This is a genomic window from Aeromonas mytilicola subsp. aquatica (genome assembly GCF_044336385.1).
Lineage (GTDB): Bacteria > Pseudomonadota > Gammaproteobacteria > Enterobacterales > Aeromonadaceae > Aeromonas > Aeromonas rivipollensis.
Genome location: NZ_CP172298.1, coordinates 1,372,365 through 1,395,559, shown reverse-complemented (window position 1 = coordinate 1,395,559; position 23,195 = coordinate 1,372,365). Strand labels below are relative to the sequence as shown.

Annotated in this window: 17 protein-coding genes; 9 read left to right on the top strand and 8 right to left on the bottom strand. The window is 61.1% G+C overall.

The annotated features are described in order from the left end of the window. The first annotated feature begins 37 nt into the window (after nucleotides 1–37). The 3 genes from dsdX to ACFWHB_RS06570 all read left to right on the top strand — a co-directional run bounded on the left by dsdX (nucleotide 38) and on the right by ACFWHB_RS06570 (nucleotide 3,225). Nucleotides 38–1,375, top strand: coding sequence for a D-serine transporter DsdX (gene dsdX / locus ACFWHB_RS06580; RefSeq protein WP_139745920.1), 1,338 nt, complete (start codon nucleotides 38–40; stop codon nucleotides 1,373–1,375). A 16-nt stretch (nucleotides 1,376–1,391) separates the two neighbouring features. After that, entirely contained in the window at nucleotides 1,392–2,723 is a 1,332-nt protein-coding gene (locus tag ACFWHB_RS06575; RefSeq protein WP_395949726.1) for a D-serine ammonia-lyase, read from the top strand. Between the two features lie 325 nt (nucleotides 2,724–3,048). Further along, entirely contained in the window at nucleotides 3,049–3,225 is a 177-nt protein-coding gene (locus tag ACFWHB_RS06570; protein ID WP_106886258.1) for a hypothetical protein, read from the top strand. Between the two features lie 84 nt (nucleotides 3,226–3,309). Here ACFWHB_RS06570 and icd read toward each other — a convergent pair whose 3' ends face one another. Together icd and ACFWHB_RS06560 are read right to left on the bottom strand one after the other, a co-directional pair. After that, on the bottom strand, nucleotides 3,310–4,563 hold the full coding sequence (gene icd / locus ACFWHB_RS06565) for an NADP-dependent isocitrate dehydrogenase (protein ID WP_139745922.1): 1,254 nt from the start codon (nucleotides 4,561–4,563) through the stop codon (nucleotides 3,310–3,312). Nucleotides 4,564–4,753: 190 nt separating this feature from the next. Then, nucleotides 4,754–5,629 (bottom strand): helix-turn-helix transcriptional regulator, encoded by an 876-nt coding sequence (locus ACFWHB_RS06560; RefSeq protein ID WP_162520191.1) that lies wholly within the window; start codon nucleotides 5,627–5,629, stop codon nucleotides 4,754–4,756. A 129-nt stretch (nucleotides 5,630–5,758) separates the two neighbouring features. On the opposite strand from ACFWHB_RS06560, the gene manA reads away from it, so the two are divergent. Then, nucleotides 5,759–6,958, top strand: coding sequence for a mannose-6-phosphate isomerase, class I (gene manA / locus ACFWHB_RS06555; protein ID WP_395949725.1), 1,200 nt, complete (start codon nucleotides 5,759–5,761; stop codon nucleotides 6,956–6,958). A gap of 164 nt (nucleotides 6,959–7,122) precedes the next feature. Continuing rightward, nucleotides 7,123–8,214: an alpha/beta hydrolase gene (locus ACFWHB_RS06550; RefSeq protein ID WP_395949724.1), complete on the top strand. Its 1,092-nt coding sequence runs from the start codon at nucleotides 7,123–7,125 to the stop codon at nucleotides 8,212–8,214. A 99-nt stretch (nucleotides 8,215–8,313) separates the two neighbouring features. Here the strand turns inward: ACFWHB_RS06550 and ACFWHB_RS06545 are convergent, their stop codons facing one another. Continuing rightward, nucleotides 8,314–8,463: a hypothetical protein gene (locus ACFWHB_RS06545; protein WP_106886253.1), complete on the bottom strand. Its 150-nt coding sequence runs from the start codon at nucleotides 8,461–8,463 to the stop codon at nucleotides 8,314–8,316. A 673-nt stretch (nucleotides 8,464–9,136) separates the two neighbouring features. On the opposite strand from ACFWHB_RS06545, the gene ACFWHB_RS06540 reads away from it, so the two are divergent. Then, nucleotides 9,137–11,038: a PTS fructose transporter subunit EIIC gene (locus ACFWHB_RS06540; RefSeq protein ID WP_395949723.1), complete on the top strand. Its 1,902-nt coding sequence runs from the start codon at nucleotides 9,137–9,139 to the stop codon at nucleotides 11,036–11,038. 210 nt (nucleotides 11,039–11,248) lie between these two features. Here the strand turns inward: ACFWHB_RS06540 and ACFWHB_RS06535 are convergent, their stop codons facing one another. The 4 genes from ACFWHB_RS06535 to ACFWHB_RS06520 form a co-directional block, all read right to left on the bottom strand. Then, the gene (locus ACFWHB_RS06535) at nucleotides 11,249–13,570 is read right to left on the bottom strand and encodes an Ig-like domain-containing protein (protein WP_395949722.1); all 2,322 of its coding nucleotides are present in this window, start codon (nucleotides 13,568–13,570) and stop codon (nucleotides 11,249–11,251) included. A gap of 275 nt (nucleotides 13,571–13,845) precedes the next feature. Further along, complete coding sequence (locus ACFWHB_RS06530; RefSeq protein ID WP_395949721.1) at nucleotides 13,846–14,703, bottom strand: aldose 1-epimerase; 858 nt, start codon at nucleotides 14,701–14,703, stop codon at nucleotides 13,846–13,848. Continuing rightward, nucleotides 14,700–16,151 (bottom strand): sugar porter family MFS transporter, encoded by a 1,452-nt coding sequence (locus tag ACFWHB_RS06525; RefSeq protein WP_395949720.1) that lies wholly within the window; start codon nucleotides 16,149–16,151, stop codon nucleotides 14,700–14,702. The genes ACFWHB_RS06530 and ACFWHB_RS06525 overlap by 4 nt, the downstream gene beginning before the upstream one ends. Nucleotides 16,152–16,232: 81 nt before the next feature. Continuing rightward, nucleotides 16,233–19,511, bottom strand: coding sequence for a DUF5107 domain-containing protein (locus ACFWHB_RS06520; RefSeq protein WP_395949719.1), 3,279 nt, complete (start codon nucleotides 19,509–19,511; stop codon nucleotides 16,233–16,235). 119 nt (nucleotides 19,512–19,630) lie between these two features. Between ACFWHB_RS06520 and ACFWHB_RS06515 the strand changes: the two genes are divergently transcribed. Next, nucleotides 19,631–20,845 (top strand): ROK family protein, encoded by a 1,215-nt coding sequence (locus ACFWHB_RS06515; protein ID WP_395949717.1) that lies wholly within the window; start codon nucleotides 19,631–19,633, stop codon nucleotides 20,843–20,845. Between the two features lie 130 nt (nucleotides 20,846–20,975). Beyond that, nucleotides 20,976–21,257 (top strand): hypothetical protein, encoded by a 282-nt coding sequence (locus tag ACFWHB_RS06510; RefSeq protein ID WP_395949716.1) that lies wholly within the window; start codon nucleotides 20,976–20,978, stop codon nucleotides 21,255–21,257. A 544-nt stretch (nucleotides 21,258–21,801) separates the two neighbouring features. On the opposite strand, the gene ACFWHB_RS06505 is transcribed toward ACFWHB_RS06510, so the two are convergent. Continuing rightward, nucleotides 21,802–22,674, bottom strand: a complete 873-nt coding sequence (locus ACFWHB_RS06505; protein ID WP_395949715.1) for a LysR substrate-binding domain-containing protein — start codon at nucleotides 22,672–22,674, stop codon at nucleotides 21,802–21,804. Nucleotides 22,675–22,772: 98 nt separating this feature from the next. On the opposite strand from ACFWHB_RS06505, the gene ACFWHB_RS06500 reads away from it, so the two are divergent. After that, nucleotides 22,773–23,186 carry a hypothetical protein gene (locus ACFWHB_RS06500; protein ID WP_080741044.1) on the top strand — a complete coding sequence of 138 codons (414 nt, stop codon included), beginning with the start codon at nucleotides 22,773–22,775 and terminating at the stop codon, nucleotides 23,184–23,186. Nucleotides 23,187–23,195 lie beyond the last annotated feature (9 nt).

The following is a 23,195-nucleotide window of genomic DNA, read 5'->3' as shown; positions in this document are numbered from 1 at the left end:
CATCATTCATCTCTTACCATCCTTGTCGAGGCGCAGTATGAATTCTGAAGTGTGGGTCGTCGGTACCTTGCTGACTAGCATCATTCTGATTGTCTTCACCATAGTGAAGGGCAAGGTGCATCCTTTCCTCGCCCTGCTGCTGGCGAGCTTCTATGTCGGCACCATGATGGGGATGAACCCGGTCAAGATGGTCAATGCCATGGAAGAGGGCATAGGCGGCACCCTGGGCTTTCTCGCCGCCGTCATCGGCCTTGGCACCATACTCGGCAAGATGATGGAGGTGTCGGGGGCGGCGGAGCGCATAGGTCTCGCCCTGCAAAAGTGCCGCTGGCTCTCGCCCCAGGTCATCATGGTGCTGGTCGGTCTGGTGTGTGGCATCACGCTGTTTGTCGAAGTCGGTGTGGTGCTGCTCATTCCGCTGGCCTTCTCCATCGCCCGCAAGACCAAGACCTCGCTGCTGACCCTGGCCATTCCGCTCTGCACCGCACTGATGGCCGTGCACTGCATAGTGCCGCCCCACCCCGCTGCGCTCTATGTCACCAATCAGCTGGGTGCCGACATAGGCTCCGTCATCGTCTATGGCCTCGCGGTCGGGCTCTTTGCCTCCCTGGTGGGCGGCCCCCTGTTCCTGAAACTGCTGGGCAAACGGGTGCCGTTCAAGGAGGTGCCCGCCGCCTTTGCCGACATCAAGGCCCGGGATGAGGCAAGCCTCCCGACCTTGAGCGCCTCCCTCTTCACCGTGCTGCTGCCCATACTGCTGATGCTGGCCAAGACGGTGGCCGAGCTCAACATGGATCATGCAAGCCACCTCTACACAGTGCTGGAGTTTATCGGTAACCCCATCACCGCCATGTTCATCGCCGCCTTCACCGCCTACTACGTGCTGGGGATCCGTCAGCGCATGAAGATGGAAGGGCTGCTGGACAAGACCGAGGAGTGCTTCTCCTCCATCGCCAACATCTTGCTCATCATCGGCGCGGGCGGTGCCTTCAACGGCGTGCTCAAGGCCAGCGGCCTGGGGGACAGCCTCGCCACCATACTCTCCCAGCTGGACATGCACCCCATACTGCTCGCCTGGCTGGTGGCCATAGTGCTGCACGCCGCCGTGGGCTCCGCCACCGTCGCCATGATGGGGGCCACCGCCATCGTCTCCCCCATCATGGTGCACTACCCGAACATCAGCCCCGAAATCATGACCCTGGCCATCGGCTCAGGCGCCATCGGCTGCACCATGGTGACCGACTCCCTGTTCTGGCTGGTCAAACAGTATTGCGGCGCCACCCTGAACGAAACGCTCAAGTACTACACCAGTGCCACCTTTGTCGCCTCCCTGATGGCGCTGGCCGGTACCTTCCTGCTCTCCTATATCGTGTAAAAGACAGAGACATCCCATGAAAAACATCGACGTCCAACAGCTCATTACCCAATTCCCGCTGGTGCAATCCCTGATAGCACTCGAGCCTGTCACCTGGTTCAACCCCAATGCCACTACGCTGGCGGTCGGTCTGCCCTATGTGGGGCTCGATAGCAACGATGTGGCGGATGCCTCCGCCCGCCTGGCCCGCTTCGCCCCCTACATGTGCGACGCCTTCCCCGAGACCCGCGCCAGCAAGGGCATTCTGGAGTCCGAGATAGCGGCTATCCCGGCGATGCAGGCAACGCTCAATGCGCGTTATGGGGTCGAGCTGACCGGCAAGTTGTTGCTTAAAAAAGACAGCCACCTGCCCATCTCCGGCTCCATCAAGGCCCGTGGCGGCATCTACGAGGTACTGACCCATGCCGAACGGCTGGCCATCAAGGCCGGATTGCTCTGTGAAGAGGACGACTATCGCAAGTTGTTCACGGACGAGTTCCGCCAGTTCTTCGGCCAGTACAGCATTGCGGTGGGATCGACCGGCAACCTCGGCATGTCCATCGGCATCATGAGTGCCAAGCTCGGCTTCACCGTCACCGTCCACATGTCCGCCGATGCGCGGGAGTGGAAGAAGCGCAAGTTGCGCGAACACGGGGTGATCGTCGTGGAATACGCCGAAGATTACGGGGTAGCTGTGGAGCAGGGGCGCAAGGAGGCCGAGCGCGATCCCAACTGCTTCTTCATCGACGACGAGAACTCCCGCACCCTCTTCCTCGGCTACTCGGTGGCCGGCGAGCGGGTGAAAAAGCAGTTCGATGAGATGGGCATAGTGGTGGATGCCGAGCACCCGCTCTTCGTCTACCTGCCCTGCGGCGTCGGCGGTGGCCCGGGGGGCGTGGCCTTTGGCCTCAAGCTCGCGTTCGGGGACAACGTCCACTGCTTCTTCGCAGAACCCACCCACTCTCCCTGCATGTTGCTCGGGGTCCACACCGGATTGCACGACGCTATTGCGGTGCAGGATCTGGGCATAGACAACCTTACCGCCGCCGATGGCCTGGCGGTGGGACGCGCCTCCGGCTTCGTCGGCCGTGCCATGGAGCGGCTGCTCGATGGCTTCTACACCCTGAGCGATCAGGAGATGTATGACCTGCTGGGGCTGCTGGCCCGGGACGAGCAGATCCGCCTCGAGCCTTCGGCCCTGGCCGGAATGCCGGGCCCCTGGCGGGTCAGCGCCGATGGCGACTGGCAGGCATCGCGCGCTCTGGATGCCGGGCGCATGGCGCAGGCCACCCACCTGGTGTGGGCTACCGGCGGCGGCATGGTGCCCGCCGAGGAGATGGAGAAATACCTCGCCACCGCCCAGCTCTGATCTTTTTTTCAACCGAAAAACCCGCCACCCTGGCGGGTTTTTCTCTTCTGGGATCAGCAAGATGGCATGCTCTTTGCCCAAGCTTGGCTACCCCCCGTGCCCCTCCCCTTGCCGTCAATCCCCCCAAGTTGGTTATTTTGTGATACGATAGAGGCCGTTTTTTGACATCTGCGCCCCGTTGTCGCCTTGATCCTGCAAGATCACCACCCAGTCCGGTGGGCACAACGAGCTTGGGCGCAGCACCACAAGTGACCCGGTTGAGTCAATGCTGGCGGCCTGTGCCGGCGAACGACACCAGGGGCACCTTAGATAAGGAGATCGGGCTATGAAACAGTATCAAAGCTGGCTTGGACAATATCTGATGAGCCGTCGCGATGGCGATCACGCCATGGCTTCCGAACTCGCCAACTCCATCTGCGAGTTCTGGCAGGCGCAGGGGGATGAGGCCGAAAGCAGCAAATGGCAGCAGCTCTACCAGCAGCACGTGGAAAAGACCACCTGAGGGCGGCATCTTCAGGCTTTCTGGCCTGTCACCCATAAAAAAACCGGCGCTCATGGCGCCGGTTTTGCTTTTTCGTATTTCCGATCACATCTGGTCGACCATGTCCTGGGCGAACTGGGAGCAGGAGCGCAGGGTGGCGCCTTCCATCAGTCGCTCGAAGTCATAGGTGACTGTCTTGTTGGCGATGGCCGCTTCCATGCCCTTGACGATGAGGTCGGCCGCTTCGGTCCAGCCCAGGTGGCGCAGCATCATCTCGGCGGAGAGGATGAGGGAGCCCGGGTTCACCTTGTCCTGACCTGCGTACTTGGGCGCGGTGCCGTGAGTCGCCTCGAACAGCGCCACGCCGTCGCCGATGTTGGCGCCCGGGGCTATGCCGATACCACCGACCTGAGCGGCCAGGGCGTCGGAGATGTAGTCACCGTTCAAGTTCATACAGGCGATGACGTCATACTCGGCCGGACGCAGCAGTATCTGTTGCAGGAAGGCATCGGCGATGACGTCCTTGACGATGATGGTCTTGCCGGTCTTCGGGTTCTTGAAGGAGCACCAGGGGCCGCCGTCAATCAGCTGGGCATCATACTCTTTCTGGGCCAGGGCATAGCCCCAATCCTTGAAGGCACCTTCGGTGAACTTCATGATGTTGCCCTTGTGCACCAGAGTCACGGAGTCGCGATCGTTGTCGATGGCGTACTCGATGGCGGCACGGACCAGACGCTCGGTACCGGCCTTGGACATGGGCTTGATGCCGATGCCGCAGGACTCGGGGAAGCGGATCTTCTTCACGCCCATCTCGTTTTGCAGGAAAGCGATCACCTTCTTGGCTTCATCGCTGTCCGCCTTCCACTCGATGCCGGCGTAGATGTCTTCGGCGTTCTCGCGGAAGATCACCATGTCGGTCAGCTCGGGGTGTTTGACCGGGCTCGGGGTCCCTTCGTAGTAACGGACCGGGCGCAGGCAGACATAGAGGTCCAGCTCCTGGCGCAGGGCCACGTTGAGGGAGCGAATACCGCCACCGACCGGGGTGGTCAGCGGGCCCTTGATGGCCACGCAGTATTCACGAATGAAATCCAGGGTTTCGGCCGGCAGCCAGGCACCTTCGCCATAGATATGAGTCGATTTCTCGCCGGTATAAATCTCCATCCAGGCGATTTTGCGCTCGCCCTTGTAGGCTTTCTCGACCGCAGCGTTCACCACGTTCAGCATGGCCGGGGTCACGTCCACACCTATGCCATCCCCTTCGATAAACGGAATGATGGGGTTGTGGGGAACGTGCAGCTTGCCGCTGGCATCGACTGTGATTTTTTGACCCTGGGTCGGGATAACTACTTTGCTTTCCATCGGCATCTCCTAACTTCCGTTTGTTATCAATCTGATCGTTGCGCGCGGCCATCTTAGCCCATCCATTTGCATAATCAAATGGCGGGCGTGCATGTCCGACCATAGTCGGGGACTGGATCACAATGCGCCACTTCTGTCCGCGCCCCATGAGGCTCAAGCCCGTGCAGTTCCGCCATGGCGAGCGCCGCCGTCATGGCGTCAGGCTCTCGCTCTGCCCCTGGGGCTGGCTCAGGGCGCGGTACTGGGAGGGGGTCAGCCCTGTCTTTTGCTTGAACACCCGGCAGAAATAGTTCACATCGCTGTAACCACAGCGGCTGGCCACCTCTTCCAGCCGGAAGCGGTATTTTTTCAGCATGAACTTGGCCCGATCGATGCGAACCCAGCTGATGTAGTCCGCCAGGCGCATGTGTCCCTGCTCGCGAAACAGGTGGGAGAGATGGCTGGCCGAGACGTTGAAGCGGTGGGCGATGGAGTCACGGGTGATGGGGCGGTGAAAGTTCTCCTGGATATAGATGCAGATGCCGTGAAACAGGTCAGCCCCTCTCGGCCGCTCGAAGGTGGACTCCGCCAGCAATTGACGGGCACTGGTGAGCAGCGCCTGCAACAGGTGGTTGTCGGTGGGGGAGCGGCCTGGATCTTCCACCAGCACGTTGAGGGCCGCCAGTATGTGTTCATTCACATGGCCGGCCCGGGCCATGATGCTGTGCTTTTGCACATCGAAGAAATCCGGGTCTTCCCGGCGCTTGCTCACCAGGCTGAAACCGAGCTGGCGCTTGCCAAACAGCAGGCTCAGCACAGAGCAATCCGTGGTCCAGAGCGGCTTGTTCCAGCCGTTGGGGGGTATGTAGAGCGCCTGCCCCGGCAGCACGCTGACCTCCTGGCAACCCGACTCCCTGTCCCAGATCTGGTTGAGGTATTCGCCGCTGAATACCAGCTCGAGGCGGGGAAAGTTGACCTGGTAGCTGAAGCCGGGCGGCACCCCCTGATCCTGGGCAAACCAGATCTGTTCGAAGGGAACCTGGTCGTGGAGGGCGCCGTCGAGCAGCTGGCTGAAGATGAGTGACATGATGATCCCGATCAAGAGAGAGGCAAGCGATTGCGGCGGCAAAGGCCGCCCATGTTATAGTCCGGGCCGGACCGTCAATTCCACCCTTTTCTTCAAACCACTTTCTTCACGACAAATGAGGCGTCCCTTATGAGCAGTCGAGATCTGCCCTCCTTTCTGTTGATGCAAAATCCGATTCAAGGTTATGACTGGGGCAGCCATGACGCCCTCACCACCCTGTTTGGCATCCCCAATCCGGCTGGCAAACCCCAGGCGGAACTCTGGATGGGGGCCCACCCCAACGGCTGCTCCGAGGTGACCCTGGCGGGAGGTGTGCAGAAACTCTCGACCCTGATAGAGAGCGCCCCCGCCGCCGTGCTGGGGGACGCCACCGTCGCCCGCTTCGGCAGCCTGCCCTTCCTGTTCAAGGTGCTGTGCGCCGAGAAGGCCCTCTCCATCCAGGTGCACCCGAGCAAGGCCCAGGCCGAAGCGGGCTTTGCCAAAGAAGAGGCCGCCGGCATCTCGCCCAAGGCAGCCAATCGCAACTACAAGGATCCGAACCACAAGCCGGAGCTGGTGTTTGCCCTCACCCCCTATCAGGCGATGAACGGCTTTCGCGCCATTCCGGCCATACTGGCGCTGTTCGATGCCATGGCGCTGCCGGCGCTTTCCGAGCTGACCGCGGCGCTGCGCCAGTCACAGGATGAGGCTGGCTTGCAGCACTTCTTCCACCAGATGCTGATCCTGGACGGCGCGCGCAAGGAAGAGGCCCTGACTGGTCTGCTGGCCTATGCCGCCGCCCGTCAGGATGACGAGACCTTTGCGCTGATCACCAGCCTGGCCGCCCAGTACCCGGGGGATGTCGGTCTCTTCTCGCCGCTCTTGCTGAACGTGGTGACGCTCAAGCCGGGTCAGGCCATGTATCTGGACGCATGCACCCCCCACGCCTATGTGCGCGGCACCGGCCTTGAGATCATGGCGAACTCCGACAACGTGCTGCGCGCCGGGCTCACCCCCAAATACATAGACGTGGCAGAACTGCTGGATTGCACCCGCTGCCTGCCCAAGCCGGACGATCAAATCCTGCTGGCCCCCCACCTTGAAGGGGCTGTGCAGCACTTCGAGGTGCCGGTACCTGACTTCACCTTCAGCGTCTACCCGGCCGGTGAGCATGCACTCACCACCGCCAGCGCCGAGATACTATTTGCCATAGATGGCACAGTGACCCTCCAGCAAGGTGAGCAGTCACTGCGCCTGGAGAAGGGGCAATCCGCTTTCGTCCCCGCCGCCACCGGCAGCTACCGGCTGCTGGCCGAGGGGCGGGTCGCCCGCGCCGGCAACCGCTGCTAAGGGGTTCCATGACCCCCTGAATCCACAAGGGCCATCTTCGGATGGCCCTTGTCGTTTCTGCCCCAAGGAAGAGTGGCCGGATCCCGACTAGGCTCTTCTCCATCGGTCAGGACTTCAAACGAGTCACTGACTACTTGACGAGGGCACGAGAGAAGGAGAGCAGAGTGTTTATAGTGACCAACCGTGTGGTGAACGAGGGGAGCAAGAGCCCCCTTGGCGTCTTCGGCGACAGGCCGGAGGCAGGCCCGAATGAGTTGCGACTGGCGGAGGCCAGCCGCCAGGGAGACAAATGGCAGCTGGACTTGCTGCCCGACCAGATCACCCCCGAGATGGCCGAGAGCGTGGGGCTGGATCCCGCCGCCAGCTACCCGGCCAGCGCCTATGTGGCGCGCAAGCTGCTGGAGCGCTGCGCCGGCACAGGGACGGGCAAACAGAAGCTCAAGACCGGCAAGCACCTGCTGCTGTTCGTCCATGGCTTTAACAACGATCTGCAGGATGTGCTGGAGCGGGCAGCCCGTCTCGAGGCCCAGTATGGGGTCGAGGTGCTCTGTTTCAGCTGGCCCGCCAATGGCGGGGGCGACGCCGAGGGGGTATTGAGCTACAAGAGCGACAAGCGTGATGCGTTGGCCTCTGTCGGCGCTCTGGATCGGGTGCTGGAGAAGATGAAGGTACTGCTCGAGGAGTTCAATGCCCAGTATGTGGCCGCGCTGGAGGACAAGGCGCAGAAGAAGTTCGCCGGCAACGGCGAGGCCTGGGATCGCTACTTCTCGAAGGAGGTGAACAAGCGCTGTCCCTTCACCATCAACCTGATGCTGCACAGCATGGGCAACTACCTGTTCAAGCACCTGCTCGGCAGCACCACCTACAACGCCAATCACCTGCTGTTCGACAATGTCGTCATGGTGGCCGCGGACACCAACAACGAGCACCACGCCGAGTGGGTCGACCGGATCCAGTGTCGCAACCGCCTCTACATCACCATCAATGAGAGAGACAGCGCCCTCCTGGCGTCACGGATGAAGATGGGGGAGCAGCAGAAAGCGCGGCTCGGTCACTACACCAAGCAACTGGACTCCAAGACGGCCACCTACGTCGACTTCACCGATCAGCCCCAGGTGGGGGACTCCCACGCCTACTTCGAGGGGGATGCCATCACCAACAAGAAGGTGGCGGCCTTCTTCCACACTGTGCTCAACGGCGGCACGGGGGAGAGTGCGGCGCACTTCGACATAGCCCAGAATGTCTACCGCCTGTAAATCAGGGCACCCTTTCACCTTGAAAAAAACCACCGCCCTGAGTCAGGGCGGTGGTTTTTCATTATCTGCTCAACCGATGGCCATCATGGCCGTCGGGGGCTAGTGTTCTGCCGCTTCCGGCTGGGGAACTTCCGAGCGTTCCCGCTGCAGTTCATCGACCCTGGCTTGCCATTTGTCATGGGCCTGTTTTTGCCCCTGTGACTCAAATTCCTGGCGCATGGTGTCGATTTCTTGGTCAAGTTTTTCCATCAGGATGTCTCCTTACATCTCGGGTTACACACTGGCTGACGGCACTGTTGGCCAACCTGCTCTACCCGATTGGACACCAAGTCTTCCCCGATTGTCCAACTAAATAAACGATTTATTATGCAAAAACCAATCTAAAAAACAGTTTCAGGCCCCTTATGAAACCATATAAAAGCCACCTGAAGCGATCTGGTTAAACTCAATATTTTCTTTGATTATCAATACATTGAAATTATCCACCTCGGCCTTGTCGCCGCCCTTGCCCGGGGCTTCTGGTTATGCACATTTTTTTCACGACCTCCGCTTGGGCCCGCCTTGCCCATGCGAAGCCGCTCCCGGGCTGCACTTTTGCCGGGCCGCTCACATTTCAGGGTGCGGCCACAGCACACAAATCTCCAACCCCCACTCCTGGTGTGGGATAGGTATATCGTCGCCCACTTCTGACAACTGCATCAAAAACACACTTAACTAATTGTTTTTAAATGAATTAAAAACCAGACAGCCAAACTGTAAAAACGACATAAAAATGCGAGCGGGGTCACAGGACGGGGGTGCTGACACAAAAATCCAGTAAAGGGCACATATCTCCGATTTCGACTCTGGGGCAAGAGCGAAACAATAGGCGGGTCAATTGTTACCCATCGCAACGGCTCCAAGAAGGAGCCAGGAGACACCTATGCTCACCTCATTGATAGACGAAGGATTGATCTGCCTCGACATAGCGGCCAACGACAAACAGGGGCTCTTTGTCGAGCTGGCAGCCCGGCTCAAGGCCTGCGGCAAGATAGCCAATCAGGATCAGTTCGTGCGCGACCTCTGGGCGCGGGAAAACCTCGACAACACAGGGTTTGAGCAGGGGGTCGCCCTGCCCCACGCCAAGAGCGAGGCCGTGCTGCAGCCCGCCATCGTCATCGGCATCAGTCGCCAGGGAATAGACTACGGCGCCGAAGATGGGCAGCCCTCCAGACTCTTCTTCATGATTGCCTCCCCGGCAGGGGGCGCCAACCATCATATCGAGGTGCTGGCCGAGCTCTCCACCAAGCTGCTGGAGCCGGGCTTTATCCCGCAGGTGCAAGCAGCCACCAGCAAGGCCGAGGTGCTCAAGCTGCTGGCGGCCCAGGCTCCCGCCAGTGCGGCCGGCAGCAAGCCAGCCCAGATCAGGGCGCCGCAACCCAGCGCACCCGAACCCCAGGATCGCAGCATCAAGGGCCAGCTCAACACCCTCAAGCAGCACCTGCTGTTTGGCACCTCCCACATGATCCCCTTCATAGTCGCGGGGGGCGTCTTGCTGTCGCTCTCGGTGATGATGAGCGGCAAGGGCGCAGTGCCCGAGGCGGGTGTGCTCAAGGACATGGCCGACATGGGCATCGCCGGGCTCACCCTCTTTACCGCCGTGCTCGGCGGCTACATCGCCTACTCAATGGCGGACAAACCGGGCCTGGCGCCCGGCATGATCGGCTCCTGGATTGCGGTGCAGCAGTTCCACACAGGTTTTCTCGGCGCCATCCTGGTGGGCTTTATCGCCGGCCTCATCGTCAATCAGCTCAAACGCATCAAGCTACCGGACTCCATGAGTTCGCTCGGCTCCATTTTCATCTACCCACTCATCGGCACCTTCCTGGTGTGCGGCATAGTGATGTGGGTGATAGGGGCGCCCATCGCCGCCATGATGGAGGGGATGAACCACTGGCTCTCCAGCATGGCGGGCTCCGGCAAGGTGATGCTGGGCGCCATCCTCGGCGGCATGACCGCCTTTGACATGGGCGGCCCGGTCAACAAGGTAGCGACCCTGTTCGCCCAGACCCAGGTCAACACCCAGCCCTGGCTGATGGGCGGGGTCGGTATCGCCATCTGCGTGCCGCCCCTTGGCATGGCGCTGGCGACCCTGCTCTCCCCCCGTCGTTACAAGAAGGAAGAGCGTGAAGCGGGCAAGGCTGCCGCCATCATGGGCATGATAGGCATCAGCGAGGGGGCCATTCCCTTTGCCGCCGCCGACCCGGTACGCGTCATCCCGGCAATAGTCGCGGGCGGCATAGTCGGCAACATCACCGGCTTCATGATGCACAGCATCAACCACGCCCCCTGGGGCGGCTGGATAGTGCTGCCTGTGGTGGAAGGCAAGATGGGTTACATCCTGGGAACCGTGCTCGGCGCCCTGACCACGGCCCTTATCGTCAACCTGCTGAAAAAACCGGTGACCGACGAGGAAGAGGTCACCACCCCGGATGGCGGTTATGAGGTCATCGAAGCGGAAGGTGAGGCAGACGTGCTCGCCATCACCGCCTGCCCCTCAGGGGTGGCCCACACCTTCCTCGCCGCCAAGAGCCTGCAAAAGGCGGCGGCCAAGGCGGGGATCAAGCTGAAAGTGGAGACACAAGGCGCCAACGGCATCATCAACCGCATCACCCCCAAAGACGTGGCCAACGCCCGTTGCGTCATCCTGGCCCATGACGTGGCCATCAAGCACAGGGAGCGCTTCGCAAATATCGAAATAATCGATGTCAAAACGAAGGATGCTATCCACAATCCAGATGGATTGCTGGCCCGCACCCTGGCTTGCAACAGCAAGGTCGCCTGACGAGACCGGGTTTGCCGTTCTGAACATAAGGGGCCGCCAGGCCCCTTTTTGCGGTGGCAGAAGATGAGGGCGCAAGCTCGCCTCCCCCAAGCCCCCCTTGCCAGCCCCATAAAAAATCCGGCGCCAGTGACTGGCTCCGGATGATTGTCCCTCACGGGCGGGCGGCATCGGCCGTGTCACTCGTCCGTTCGCGCCTGTCACACAGCCGGATTAAGGGGTCGGCTTGACCAGGGTATCCAGCCCGTTCACCGTCAGGGTGCCTCTGCCTCTGGTCATCTTGTGGAAGTTGGTGCCTTGCTGGGACGGGTTGTCTGTCCGGGTCAGCAGGGTGGCCCCGTTGTTGTAGTTCTGGATCTCGGTGGCGGTGAGCGGCCGATCAGACAGGATCAACAGCAGAGTACGAAACGCCCTCTGCGAGGTGGCCGCGCTCGGCACCCTGGGCTTCTGGTCGGCCGGGATCAGGGCATAGGCATCGAGGCTGGCGGGATCCGTCATCTCGGAGGCGTCCATCAATCCCATCAGGTAGAGCTCGATGTCGGCGTAGTTGGCACTCACGTTGTTCAGCTGGCCGACGATGCCGAGCCAGGGAGCCCAGTGCCCGGTAACGGGTGGCACCACCCAGTTCGCCCAGCGATGGGCCATCTCGTGCAGTATGGGGCCATAGGTCGAGGTCGACAGGTACTTCTTCTTGTAGAGGAAGAAAACCCCCTGCAGCTTGCCATCCGAGTGAAACGCCGCCGTCTCATCAAACATACCCAGGCCTATGCCCGCCACATCGTTTCTGACGTGGGCATATTCACCTGTGGGCATGTCCGGGGGGACATCGTCGTTGTTCATCACCACAGTGATGAAGTCGAAGGCATCGCTGAACTGGTTGTAGACCTGTCCGGTCAGCTCCTTCAGGGCACTCTGCCCCTCGAGGGAGTTGATGGAGGTCGTATTCCAGAATGCAAAGGCTTCCGGGCTCAGTTGCAACGAGGCCAGCTGGTTTTGCCGTGGCTCGATGATGATGGGGGCCTCGGGGGCCGTTGGCATCACGCTCAGCCGGGCCGCCGTGCTGGTGACGCCCCCCAGGTTGGCGCTGATGAGTGCCACCCCCTCGCTCAGGCCGCTTGCCTCCCCCCGGCTGCCAGAGGCATTGCTGATGAGCGCGATGGCGGGCGCATCGGAGGACCAGAGGATGGCGTCGTCGTCCGTCACCTCCTGGTTGCTGCCATCGGAGAGGCTGGCCATGGCCTGATATTGCACCTTGTCCCCCACCATGACGGAGGCAGCCGCCGGCGTTACCTCCAGGTTGGTCACCACGGCGGATGAGACGGTCACCGGGGCAGAGGCGGTGAAGGCGGTGCCATCCAGGGTGCCGCTCGCCATTATGGTGGCAGTTCCCACCGTCTGGCCCGTCACCAGCCCCTTGCTGCCCGCCTGGTTGCTGACGCTCGCTATCCCGGGTTGATTGCTTTGCCACTGAATGAGGGCGTTGTCGGTGACATCGAACGAGGTGCCATCGGTGAGATAGGCCGTGGCGACATATTGTGTTTGCAGACCAGCCGCAATGGCACTCCCCATGGACTGCACCTCAAGCCCGATGACGGCGGCCGAGCTCACCCTGAGCGGCTCGGTCGCCTCGAGGGAGACACCGTTGATCATGCCGCTCACCCCTATGGTGGCACTCCCCGGAGTCAGCCCGGTGACCAGCCCTGTCTCGCTGATGCTCGCCACCGCCGGATCGCTGCTGTGCCAGGTCAAGGCATCATGCTCGGTCACCTCTATGGGATCACTGTCATCGGACAGGGTGGCGAAGGCGTGCAACTGCGCACTCAACCCCATGGGCAGCGGATCCTCGGGGGCATGGATGTCCAGCCCGGTGATCACCGCATCCGTCACCGTCAGCGGGGCCGACGCCTGGAAGGAGACGCCGTTGAGGGTGCCGCTGGCCTCAATGTTAGGCTCCCCGACCGCCACCCCGGTGGCGAGCCCCTTGTTGCCGGTCTCGTTGCTGACCAGGGCGCTGCCCTCGTCACTGCTGCGCCACTGCAGGCCTTCGGCCTTGGTCACGTCTCGCGACTGGCCGTCGGAGAAGGTGGCGATGGCCACGAAGGGCTGGTTCAATCCCACCGGCACCCTGGCCGTGACCGGGGTCAGTTGCAGCTCTGTCACATAGGCATCGATCACCTCCACCCTGGCGGTGGCGATATGAGACTCACCATTGACTGTGCCCGTGCTGGTCAGGGTGGCCGTGCCCGGGCCGACCCCCGTGGCGAGGCCCTGCTCATCCACCCTGACCACGGCGGTGTCGCTGCTGCTCCAGACAATGTCGGGATGCCCGGTCACATCCTGCACGGCGCCATCATCCCAAGTCGCCTGTACCTGGAACTGCTGCTCGACGCCAACGGGCACCCTGATCTCTTCCGGACTAATCCGCAACGAGGCGAGGGTGGGACCCTCCCCCGTTGCGCCCTCCTCGTCATCGCTGCCACACCCCAGCAGCGCCAGCGCTGCCAATCCTGCTATCAACCACTTGCCCACTGCCATGCCCATTTCTCCCTAAACCATTCCCTTGCCCGGTGCGCTTAGCCTGCCGGGGCCGCCTGTCGCTGCGGTTGTTTGAACCTGACGGGGAGTAGAGCAAGGGGGTATTTTACCGTCCACCGAAAGCCACGGCGCAGACAGCCTGGGTTAAGAAAACCGCGATGAAACCCGGCAACCCGCCCCCAAGTCCCTGACCAGCCGCCCTTTATCCGTCGCCGAACCCCGCCGGGCGCCAAGGAGTGAGGCCCTTTCGGGCCCCTGTCATTGCCTGCCCGGAGTCATGGCGCCGGGCGCAGGCTGAGGGTCATGCCAAGGCTCATGCGATCCCCTCGGTCGAGCAGCCGCAAACCGGGGTGACCGGCCAGGTGGTGGGCATTGGCAGCGTGACTCAGGGGCTCCAGGCAGACGAAGCCGCTCCCCTCGTCGGGCTGATAGAGCATCAGGAAGGCGCACTCGCTTGAAACCAGCAGGCGCTGCTGGCGGGCAGGTTGGTCAATCTCCGCCTGACCGCGCCAGCCGCCGTAACAGTGATTGAGCCACCCTTGTGGCCGCTGCCACTGGCGAAAATCGAGGTGAGGAGCCAGTCTGCTTGCCCAGTCGGTTGGCAGATGATCCGGCCCCTCTTGCCAGACGCCGCTCGCCAGAAAGCGGATGCGGGTCTGCTCGTCACGCCAGAAGAAGGGATGGAAACCCGCACCATAGAGGCAGGGCACCTCCCCCAGATGGGTCAAGCCGAGGCGCGCCACCAGGCTCGCCCCCTGCAGCCGATAGTCGATCTCCGCCAGATAGTGAAAAGGGCCATTCTGGCTGGTGAGCTGCAAGGTCATCGAGCTGTCGGTCAGCGCCACCGGCTGCCATGGCTGTAGCCATCCATCCCCGTGCAAAAAGAAGTCGGGATCGCGCTCGCTTTCGGGCAACGAATAGTCCTCTCCCCACAGTTCGAACCGGTTGCCGGCCACCCGATTGGCCAGGGGCAACATGGGAAACAGGGCGCTCTGCCCGGGATGCCAGGGCTGCGCCGGGTCTGTGCTTCGCAGCAGCGGGCGCCCTTGGTCATCCTCCAGCCCCAGCAGGCAGGCCCCCAATGCAGAGACCCGCATCCGAAGATGCGGGTTACCCAATGTGTATACAGTCATACCGCCGTGCTCACCTTGGCGGGGGTCAGCTCGACCTTGCCCTGAGCCAGCTGGGCTTCCAGCGCTTCCAGGGTGACCCCCTTGGTCTCGGGCACCTTGCGATAGATGAAGATGAGGCCGGCGAAACAGATGAGGCCGTAGAGCAGGAAGCTGCCAGCGGCGCCCAGCCCGGCGTTGAGCAGCGGGAAGGTGTAGGTCAGCACGAAGCAGGCAATCCAGAGCGCCAGGGTGCCCGCCGACATCGCCAGACCCCGCACCCGGTTCGGGAAGATCTCGGAGAGCAGCACCCAGGTGACCGGCGCCAGGGTCAGGGCATAGATGGCGATGGCCGTCAGCACCAGCAGCAGCACCGGCAGTCCCAGCACGCCGCTGGCATAGGCCGCCGCCATTATGCCGTAGATGATGGTGAGACCGGCCGAGCCAATCAGCATCAGCTTGCGACGGCCGATCTTGTCCACCATGGGCAGCGCGATCAGGGTAAACAGCAGGTTGATAAGACCGGTGGCGACGATGGATTTGAGGGTGCTGTTGATGTCAAAGCCGGCGGAGGCGAAGATCTCCTGCGCGTAGTTGAAGATGACGTTGATGCCGCACCACTGCTGGAAGACCGCCAGCACAATGCCGATGATGAGGATGGGGCGCACCGAGGGCTTGCCCAGATCCGACAGCGACACCTTGTGGGTCTCACCCACCAGGGTCTGGCGGATCTCGGCCAGGGTCTGCTTGGCATAGGCATCGCCGCCAATCTTGCCGAGCATGCGGGAGGCCTTCTCATAGTGACCATTTTTGGCCAACCAGCGCGGGGACTCCGGCACGAAGAACATCAGCACCAGAAACGCCAGGGCGGGCACCAGTTCGGCACCGAACATCCAGCGCCAGCCGGACTGGCCATTCCAGGTCGCCAGAATGTCGGCCTGGGTGGCGTTGCTCGCCACCGGATCGGCGATCATCAGGTTCACCAGCTGGGCCGCCAGCACCCCCAGGACTATGGTGAGCTGGTTGATGGCCACGAACTTGCCCCGCTTGTCGGCCGGGCTTATCTCGGCGATGTACATGGGGGAGAGCGCAGAGGCCAGACCTATCCCTATGCCGCCTATGATGCGATAGACCACGAACAGATCGAAGTTGCCGGCAGCGGCCGTGCCCCAGGCCGAGATGGTGAAGAGGATGGCGGCCAGGATCAGCGGCTTCTTGCGACCGAAGCGATCGGCGGTCCAGCCGGAGATGGCCGCCCCCAGCACGCAGCCCACCAGCGCCGAGCTCATGGCCCAGCCGGACTGGGCCGGATCCGTGATGGCGAAGTAGGCCTCATAGAAGGGCTTGGCCCCGCCTATCACCACCCAGTCGTAGCCGAACAGCAGGCCACCGCAGGCGGCTACCAGGCAGATCATCCAGATGTAGCCCATATTGAGCCCACCCGTATCCAATTGATTTCGCGAACTTTTCATGACGCACTCTCTCTATCTTGTCGATTGTAGGGTACTGGGGCGCTTCGCACCGTGGCGAAGCGCCGGTTTTTGTTATGAGTGTTATGAGTTGAGTGAAAGATCACGGCAGATCAGGGCAAAGAGGTGCCCCTTGTCGTGGGCCGGGTTCAGGGTGAGCAGCTCTCGCAAGCTCTGTTCACAGCAATCATGCTGACCTAGCCCCAAGAGGCCGAGCGCCCTGACCAGCAGGCAGTGCTGGCGGTGTTTGTGCTGGGGGTCGTCATCGAGCACGATGAGGTCGGGCAGGGAGACGGCGAAGAAGTCCGCCTCGACCCGCTCGCCCATGGCCTGCTCGGCCCAGCCAACCATGCCTTCAAACAGACGCTGCGCCTCAGCAGCGCGGCCAAGGCGCGCCAGCGCCATGCCCTGATAGAAGAGGTAATCCACCGGCTGATCGTTGTAGTAGCGGCTGGCCCCCAGCGACCCCTGACCGAGGCAGGCCTGTTGCAGGCACTGGGCCGCCAGACTCTGGTTGTCACAGGCGAGGTGACAGAGCGCCAGCAGGTAGTGGATGTCGTTGTCGGTCTGCCCCACCAGACGCCCCTCCCCCAGATTGAGGGGGTAGTGCAGCGCCTGTTGCAGCAGCGGTATTGCCTGCTCATGGCGCCCCTGGGTCATCAACACCAGCGCCCGGCGCTGCTGGTTGATGAGGTACTGACCTGTCACCTTGCCCTCGCCTCCCTCCCAGGGATGGAATTCGCGCAGCCGCAAGATCTCGGCCGCCGCATCCAGCTGGCCGGTGATGTGATAAAGGCTGAGCAGTTCGGCAGTCAGATCGTCGCGCTTGAGGGCCACCTCACTGTGTGCCTCCAGCAGCGCCAACCGCTCGGCGGGTGCCATGGCGCCGCGCTTGTGCAGATGATCCAGTTCGAACAAGAGGCGGGCATCATCCGGCTTGAGGGCGAAGGCGCGACTCAGGCACTGCTCGGCCGCCGCCAGATCGCCGCTCTTGTTGAAGTGATAGATGCCAAGGTTGCGCCAGGCAGGGGCAAACCCGGGCGCCTGCTCGCACACCCCTTGCCACAGAGCGATGGCCTGCGGGTAGTTGCGCTTGCTGTAGTGGAAGCAGCCCAGCAGATAGCTGGCAAACCAGCTGTGGGGCAACTGTGCCAGCATGGCCACCTCCCCCAGGGTATTGGGGAAGCGCACCTTACGGCCAAAGGCCTGCTCGGCCCGTTGCAGCAGGGCATACTGCGCCTCACCTTCCGGCAACAGACTGGCCTGGAACAGCAGCGGCAGGGTCTCTTCCACCGGCAGCAGCGAGAGCAGTTGCTGCGCCAGCTCGGGGCGACCCAGCGCCAGCAGGTCACTTGCGAGGAAACAGAGGTTCACCCCGCGCCCGTTGCACAGGGTGCGCAGCGCCTCGAGATCCGCCTCCTGTTCGCTCGCCAGCCAGCGCAGTAAGGCCAGCTGATAGTGGAGCGGATAACGGACTCGCTGCTCGTCTATGTAGGCGAGGGCCGCCTCCCGCTCACCAGACTCCAGCAGCGCCAGCCCCTTGAGGGCGATGGCACCGTAGTGGGTACCGTTGACCGCCAGGCTGCGCTCGACAAAGGGCAGCGCCTGCGATGGGTCACGGCGCACCATGGCGATGCGGGCCAGCCCGAGGAAGCCGCCGTCGCGGCAGTTGCCGCTCCAGGTCGCCTTGTAGAAGTCATCGAAGGCGGCGTCCAGCTGGCCTTGGCGCTCCTCGATATGGGCCCGCAGCAGGCTGGCCTTGCCACACTGGGGGTTCTTGTTGAGCCGATGGGCACGGACCAGCGCCTGATTGACGTAGGCCAGCGCCTGCTCATAGTTGGCGCGGTTGTACTCCAGGGTCGCCAGCGCCAGGTTGCAGCGATAGTCGCCGCCATCGAGCTCCAGTGCCCGCAGGTAGTAATCAAAGGGCGAACGGCTGGCGTGCAGATACTGCTCAAGATGCTGGCCGATGAAGTAGAGCTCGTCGACCGAGTCGAGATTGACGGCAGGCTCAGGTGCCGTGGCCGGATCCGGCAGGGCCTCGCCCGCGGGCAAATGCTCGAGATAACTCAGGATCGGCTGGCCCTGCTCATCCAGCAGCCGCACCTGCAAACGTCCCTCGCCGGTGATGGCAAGCGGCTCAAGCCAGGCCTGGCCCGGTTGCAACTCCAGCGTCTGGGTGAACAGCACGCCGCCCTCGTCACTCACCTCGAAGCGCGCCCCGCCCAGCGGCGCCACCGCATAGACGCCGCACAGCAGGCCGTCATCGGTGCGCTCCAGCTTGATGGCGGCGCGGGTGTTGGCGTTTTGCAGGGTGCCCAGGGTGTTGTAGGGCAGGAAGTTCTGCACGAACACCTTCTCCTCCCCCGCATCCAGCCAGGTGAAGTCGGGCTGGTTGTCGGTGTAGACCCCTGTCATAAGCTCTATATAGGGGCCGTTGTCGTCGGTCAGGTTGCGATCCCAGGCCAGACCGAAGTCGCAGTTGCCCCAGCTCCACTGCTTCTTGCCAGGGGAGACGTGGTGATCCGCCACGTGCAGCAGGCCGCCCCGCTCGTCATGGCAGTAGGCACCGACGAAGTCGTAATCAGACTTGTCCGCCATATAGGAGGTGGGCACCGGGATGTTGCGGTAACGGGAGATATCGACCCCGGCGGAGTAATCCACCTTGTAGTAGGTACCACGGGCGATGGGGAAGGCGCTCACGTCGCGCTTGCCGTGGTCATAGACGGCAGTGACATCGGGCGGGAAGACGCTCTGATGGGCATCGCCCCCCTTCACCGCCGGATTGGACCACCAGAGGAAGTGGCGCGGGGTGTCGTTGCCGTTGAACACCTTGCCGGTGATCTCGATCAGCGCCTTGTCCGGGTAGAGGCTGAAGCCCGCCATCACCTGCAGGCCGCGCATCGCCTCCACCTCGCCGAGCCAGACGGTCTTGGCGCCGCCCTCGTGCTCCTGGATGGTGAAGTCCACCGGCATAAAGGTGGTGGGCCTGTGGTGCTGGGGCCAGTTGAACTCGATGCCGCCGGAGATCCAGGGCCCCACCAGCCCCACCAGCGCCGGCTTGATCACCTCGTTGTAGTAGACAAAATCGCGCTGCATCACCTTGTCGTAGGCGCGATGGATGCGCCCGCCCAATTCCGGCAGCAGCATCACCTTGATGAAGTCGTTCTCCAGCCAGACCGCCTGATAGGACTTCATCTGCTTCTGGCCGGTCAGGGTGTCGATCACCCCATAGGGATAGACGGCCCCCGAGGAGCCCTGATAGACCCGCTTCTCGAGAAACATGGGGTTGGGATCTTCGGCACCGACCTCGTAGGTCGGCAGGGTGACGGCTTCTACCCAGACTCTTACATCAGCTCTCATCAATCTCGCCTCATTCAACATTTATTAGTAAACGTTTCGATGAAGCCAGTTTAAGATGGCGATGACAGCGTTTTTCGCTTAAAGATCACGCAATACAGTAAGCGGAGTTTAGTGAACAGATGATCATCGGCCTGAACAACCAGAAGGTACGCCACCACAACAAGCAGGTGCTGCTGGCGCTGCTCTACCAGCTCAAGGAGTCGAGCAAGTCCACCCTGGCCCGCCACTGCGAGCTCTCCATCCCGGCGGTCAGCAAGATCCTCGACGAGCTGGTAGCCGATGGCGCCATCAGCCACAGCGAGCAAAACCTCTCCCTGCGCGGCATCAACGGCGGCAGCTACCGCATCGCCAGCGGCAAGGGGGCTATCCTCTGCCTCAACATCAGCCCCACCAGCCTGGAGAGCATACTGGTGGACAACCTGATCACCCCGCTGGATGAGTTCAGCGGCCAGAAGATAGCCCCGCAGACCCCGGAGGAGCTGCTGCGCCTGATCGAGGCGCACTACTACCAGCACAAGCGCCGCCACAAGGGGCTGGCGATCCGGCTGGCGCTGGCGGTGCACGGCCAGGTCAACCCGGCCACCGGGGTATCCCAGACCATGCCGCAGGCCCCCTGGCACGCGCCGGTCGAGCTCAAGTACCTGCTGGAGGAGCGCCTCGGCTGCGAGGTGATGGTGGACAACGACTGCATCATGCTGGCGCTGGCCCAGAAGTGGCAAGGCCGGGAAGGAAACGGAGATTTTTGCGTCATCAACGTCGACTACGGCATCGGCTCCGCCTTTATCATCAACGGCCAGATCTACAGAGGTGCCCTCTTTGGCAGCGGCCAGATAGGCCACACCATCATCAACCCGGACGGCAGCGCCTGTGCCTGCGGCCGCTACGGCTGCCTGGAGACGGTCGCCTCGTTGTTTGCCATCAAGAAACGGGCCAGGGTCTTTCTCAAGCAGCAAGCCAGTGCCGACAACCCGGTGCCGGCGGGCGGGGAGCTCGACACGGCCCAGTTGCTCGCGCTCTACCATCAGGGGGATGCCATGATCCGCGCCCTGGTGGACGAGGGGGCCCGTGCCATTGGCCTGAGCCTCTACAACTTCCTCAATATCCTCAACATCAACCGCATCTACCTGTATGGCCGCAGCTGCGACTTCGGCGAGCCCTGGCTGCAGACCATCATCAGTCAGACCGGTGCCAACCCCTTCGACTGCAGCGACGCCGTCAATGCGACCCAGTTGCGCTTCGGCGAGCTCAGCCGCCCCCAGCAGGTGATGGGCATCGGCTATCTCTATGTGGAGCGGGCATTGGCGCAGCGTGATGCGGCAGGCTTTAGCCAGTGAAAACGGGTCGCCCCTGCCCCGACAAAGAAAGGGTCTCCCTCACTCAGTGGACCAACACCACATGGGGGTAGGAGAGCCAAGCGGAGAGGAATATGATGAGCGCACCATCCAGAACAGGAGCCAGTGCATCATGACAGCCCAGCGTGAACAGCAAAAACAGAACGAACAGCAGGCGCAGAGCGAGATCCATCCCTGCGACAAGTGCGGGGAGCGCACCCGCCATCTGGTGGTGCTGGTGCCCCGCGACCACAGCCAGGATGTGATGCCCAAGGAGCCGCGCAAGGCCTTCTGGCACGCCTTTCGCGCCAGCACGATCACCAACTGGGCATTCGGCTCGACCCTGGCCTACCAGGCCACCCATGTGAAGCACCTGATTTGCGAGCGCTGCGGCGAGAAATTTCTCGAGTATTGAGTACCTGTTGCCCCCGCAAGGGGCGATAGCCAGCCTGCTGCCGCACAAATATGCCCGCACTCTCACTCATTTGTTGATCCCCGACCGGTTTCTCGCAAAGGGCCGTTTTACCCCCTTCCACCACAGCTTGCTATGCCCCGCTTGCAACCAGGCTTCCTCGGGATCGCTGCCTGTGCCGCAACAAGGTAATCGAGCGGCCATGTCCCGCTATATCACCGATTGACCGCAGCAGACTGGAAGCTGTCGTCACTGGTGGTAGCGTGGTTTTTAGGTTGGCGCAGAGCGTAGTGAAGCCCGACAGGCAAGCATTATTGCGCCAGCCAGAGCGGAATAAACGTGGATGCAATAGATTGGCACACCAGAATTAACGATACATTTTGCGGTAAACCTTGGCTTCACTTCGTTCAGCACCAGCCCATGATTTTTAGCCCAGGATACGAGATGAGCCATATATCCAACGAGACGGCAATCGAAACGACGGCACCTTGCCCATGAAGCGCTTCCTGATCGCACAAACCGGGCTGAGCCCCCTTTATTCAATGCTCTACTGTCCTTCACCATCATTTGGTGTTACAACATTATGCTGCATTTCTCTTAGAAACAGATTGGTTAAATCTTGAACTGTTCCATCCATATCTCCCCGCTGGCGATAAACTGCAATTGTAATATTTGGGAGTGCAGGGAGCTGAGTCAATCTCTGGCTATGCTTTGGGGGTGTTTGAGAAAATAAAGCGACGACGCCCAGCCCGGCCTCTGTAGCAGCCTGTAAAGCTGCAAGGCTACTGCTCTCAAATACTATATGCCAAGGAATACCTTCTCTATTCAATGCCTCTAATATACGATTACGCCATGAGCAGGGTTGACTGAAAATGACTAAAGGTAATGATTCACCTTGATGTTCGAACCCATGCGCTGCAAACCAATAAAGTGGAAAACTGAATTCCTGAATGGGTGCTGGCGCATTGGCAATCGGCATGCTGACCAACACATCCAACTCACCACGTTCAAACGCAGCAAATAGTGACTGCTTGTTCGCAACCTCAACCCGCAAGCTTAATCCAGGATGCACACAAGCAAAGTCTGCTAGTACGCGGGTAAAGTGATTACTCACAAGATCTTCAACCAAACCAATACTGCAATGCAGCTTACCTTGTGATGCAGGCTTTAGACTCAGTTGATCGGTCAGACTCAAAATACGTTCTGCATAAGGTAATAACGCCTCCCCCTCAGTACTTAAACGTATTCCTCTGTTGGAGCGAAGCAGCAATGCATGGCCTAGTTGCTGCTCTAAACGCTGAATTTGCTGGCTAAGCGCTGGCTGTGTTTTCCCTTGCAATATTGCGGCCCGGTTAATGCTGCCACATCGTACAACACTCACGAAAGAGCGCAGCAGTGCGGTATCAAAGTCATTTGTCATAAAGGAATCTTATAGCTGCCATTCATTTTTGCAGTCTACCTATGAACTGTGGCATCCGCTAGACTGAGCATGCTTTTATTTTTTAGCTGGAGTTCACGATGTATGTTTTAGCTGTCATTCTTGCGATCGCAGGTTCGGTCGTATACCACCTTTCGATTAAATTTGTACCTAGTGGTGTCAATCCATTTTTATCTTTGTCCTTGAGTTATGGCATCGCCCTTTTATTATGTTTACCTGGCATTTATTTTTATGACGGTAGTCGCAGTTTCCAAATATTAAACTGGAGTGTTGCGGGCGTGGCGCTGGGAATTTTAGGAATTGAGCTTGGATTCTTGTTGCTATATCGAGCCGGTGGCCATCTGGGGATATCTTCATTCCTGACCAATGCAGCAGGTACACTCTTGCTTTTACCTATTGGACTCTTGTTTTTTCGAGAAGCCTTTTCAGTCACTCGATTGCTGGGCATGGGTGTCGCCCTCTGCGGTCTATGGATGATGATGCCACGTAAATAATCAAGCCCG

Excerpts from the sequence above, each read along its gene's own strand:
- dsdX (WP_139745920.1), top strand. The coding sequence starts at position 38 with ATGAATTCTGAAGTGTGGGTCGTCGGTACCTTGCTGACTAGCATCATT.
- ACFWHB_RS06575 (WP_395949726.1), top strand. The coding sequence starts at position 1,392 with ATGAAAAACATCGACGTCCAACAGCTCATTACCCAATTCCCGCTGGTG.
- ACFWHB_RS06570 (WP_106886258.1), top strand. The coding sequence starts at position 3,049 with ATGAAACAGTATCAAAGCTGGCTTGGACAATATCTGATGAGCCGTCGC.
- icd (WP_139745922.1), bottom strand. The coding sequence starts at position 4,563 with ATGGAAAGCAAAGTAGTTATCCCGACCCAGGGTCAAAAAATCACAGTC.
- ACFWHB_RS06560 (WP_162520191.1), bottom strand. The coding sequence starts at position 5,629 with ATGTCACTCATCTTCAGCCAGCTGCTCGACGGCGCCCTCCACGACCAG.
- manA (WP_395949725.1), top strand. The coding sequence starts at position 5,759 with ATGAGCAGTCGAGATCTGCCCTCCTTTCTGTTGATGCAAAATCCGATT.
- ACFWHB_RS06545 (WP_106886253.1), bottom strand. The coding sequence starts at position 8,463 with ATGGAAAAACTTGACCAAGAAATCGACACCATGCGCCAGGAATTTGAG.
- ACFWHB_RS06540 (WP_395949723.1), top strand. The coding sequence starts at position 9,137 with ATGCTCACCTCATTGATAGACGAAGGATTGATCTGCCTCGACATAGCG.
- ACFWHB_RS06535 (WP_395949722.1), bottom strand. The coding sequence starts at position 13,570 with ATGGCAGTGGGCAAGTGGTTGATAGCAGGATTGGCAGCGCTGGCGCTG.
- ACFWHB_RS06530 (WP_395949721.1), bottom strand. The coding sequence starts at position 14,703 with ATGACTGTATACACATTGGGTAACCCGCATCTTCGGATGCGGGTCTCT.
- ACFWHB_RS06525 (WP_395949720.1), bottom strand. The coding sequence starts at position 16,151 with ATGAAAAGTTCGCGAAATCAATTGGATACGGGTGGGCTCAATATGGGC.
- ACFWHB_RS06520 (WP_395949719.1), bottom strand. The coding sequence starts at position 19,511 with ATGAGAGCTGATGTAAGAGTCTGGGTAGAAGCCGTCACCCTGCCGACC.
- ACFWHB_RS06515 (WP_395949717.1), top strand. The coding sequence starts at position 19,631 with ATGATCATCGGCCTGAACAACCAGAAGGTACGCCACCACAACAAGCAG.
- ACFWHB_RS06510 (WP_395949716.1), top strand. The coding sequence starts at position 20,976 with ATGACAGCCCAGCGTGAACAGCAAAAACAGAACGAACAGCAGGCGCAG.
- ACFWHB_RS06505 (WP_395949715.1), bottom strand. The coding sequence starts at position 22,674 with ATGACAAATGACTTTGATACCGCACTGCTGCGCTCTTTCGTGAGTGTT.
- ACFWHB_RS06500 (WP_080741044.1), top strand. The coding sequence starts at position 22,773 with ATGTATGTTTTAGCTGTCATTCTTGCGATCGCAGGTTCGGTCGTATAC.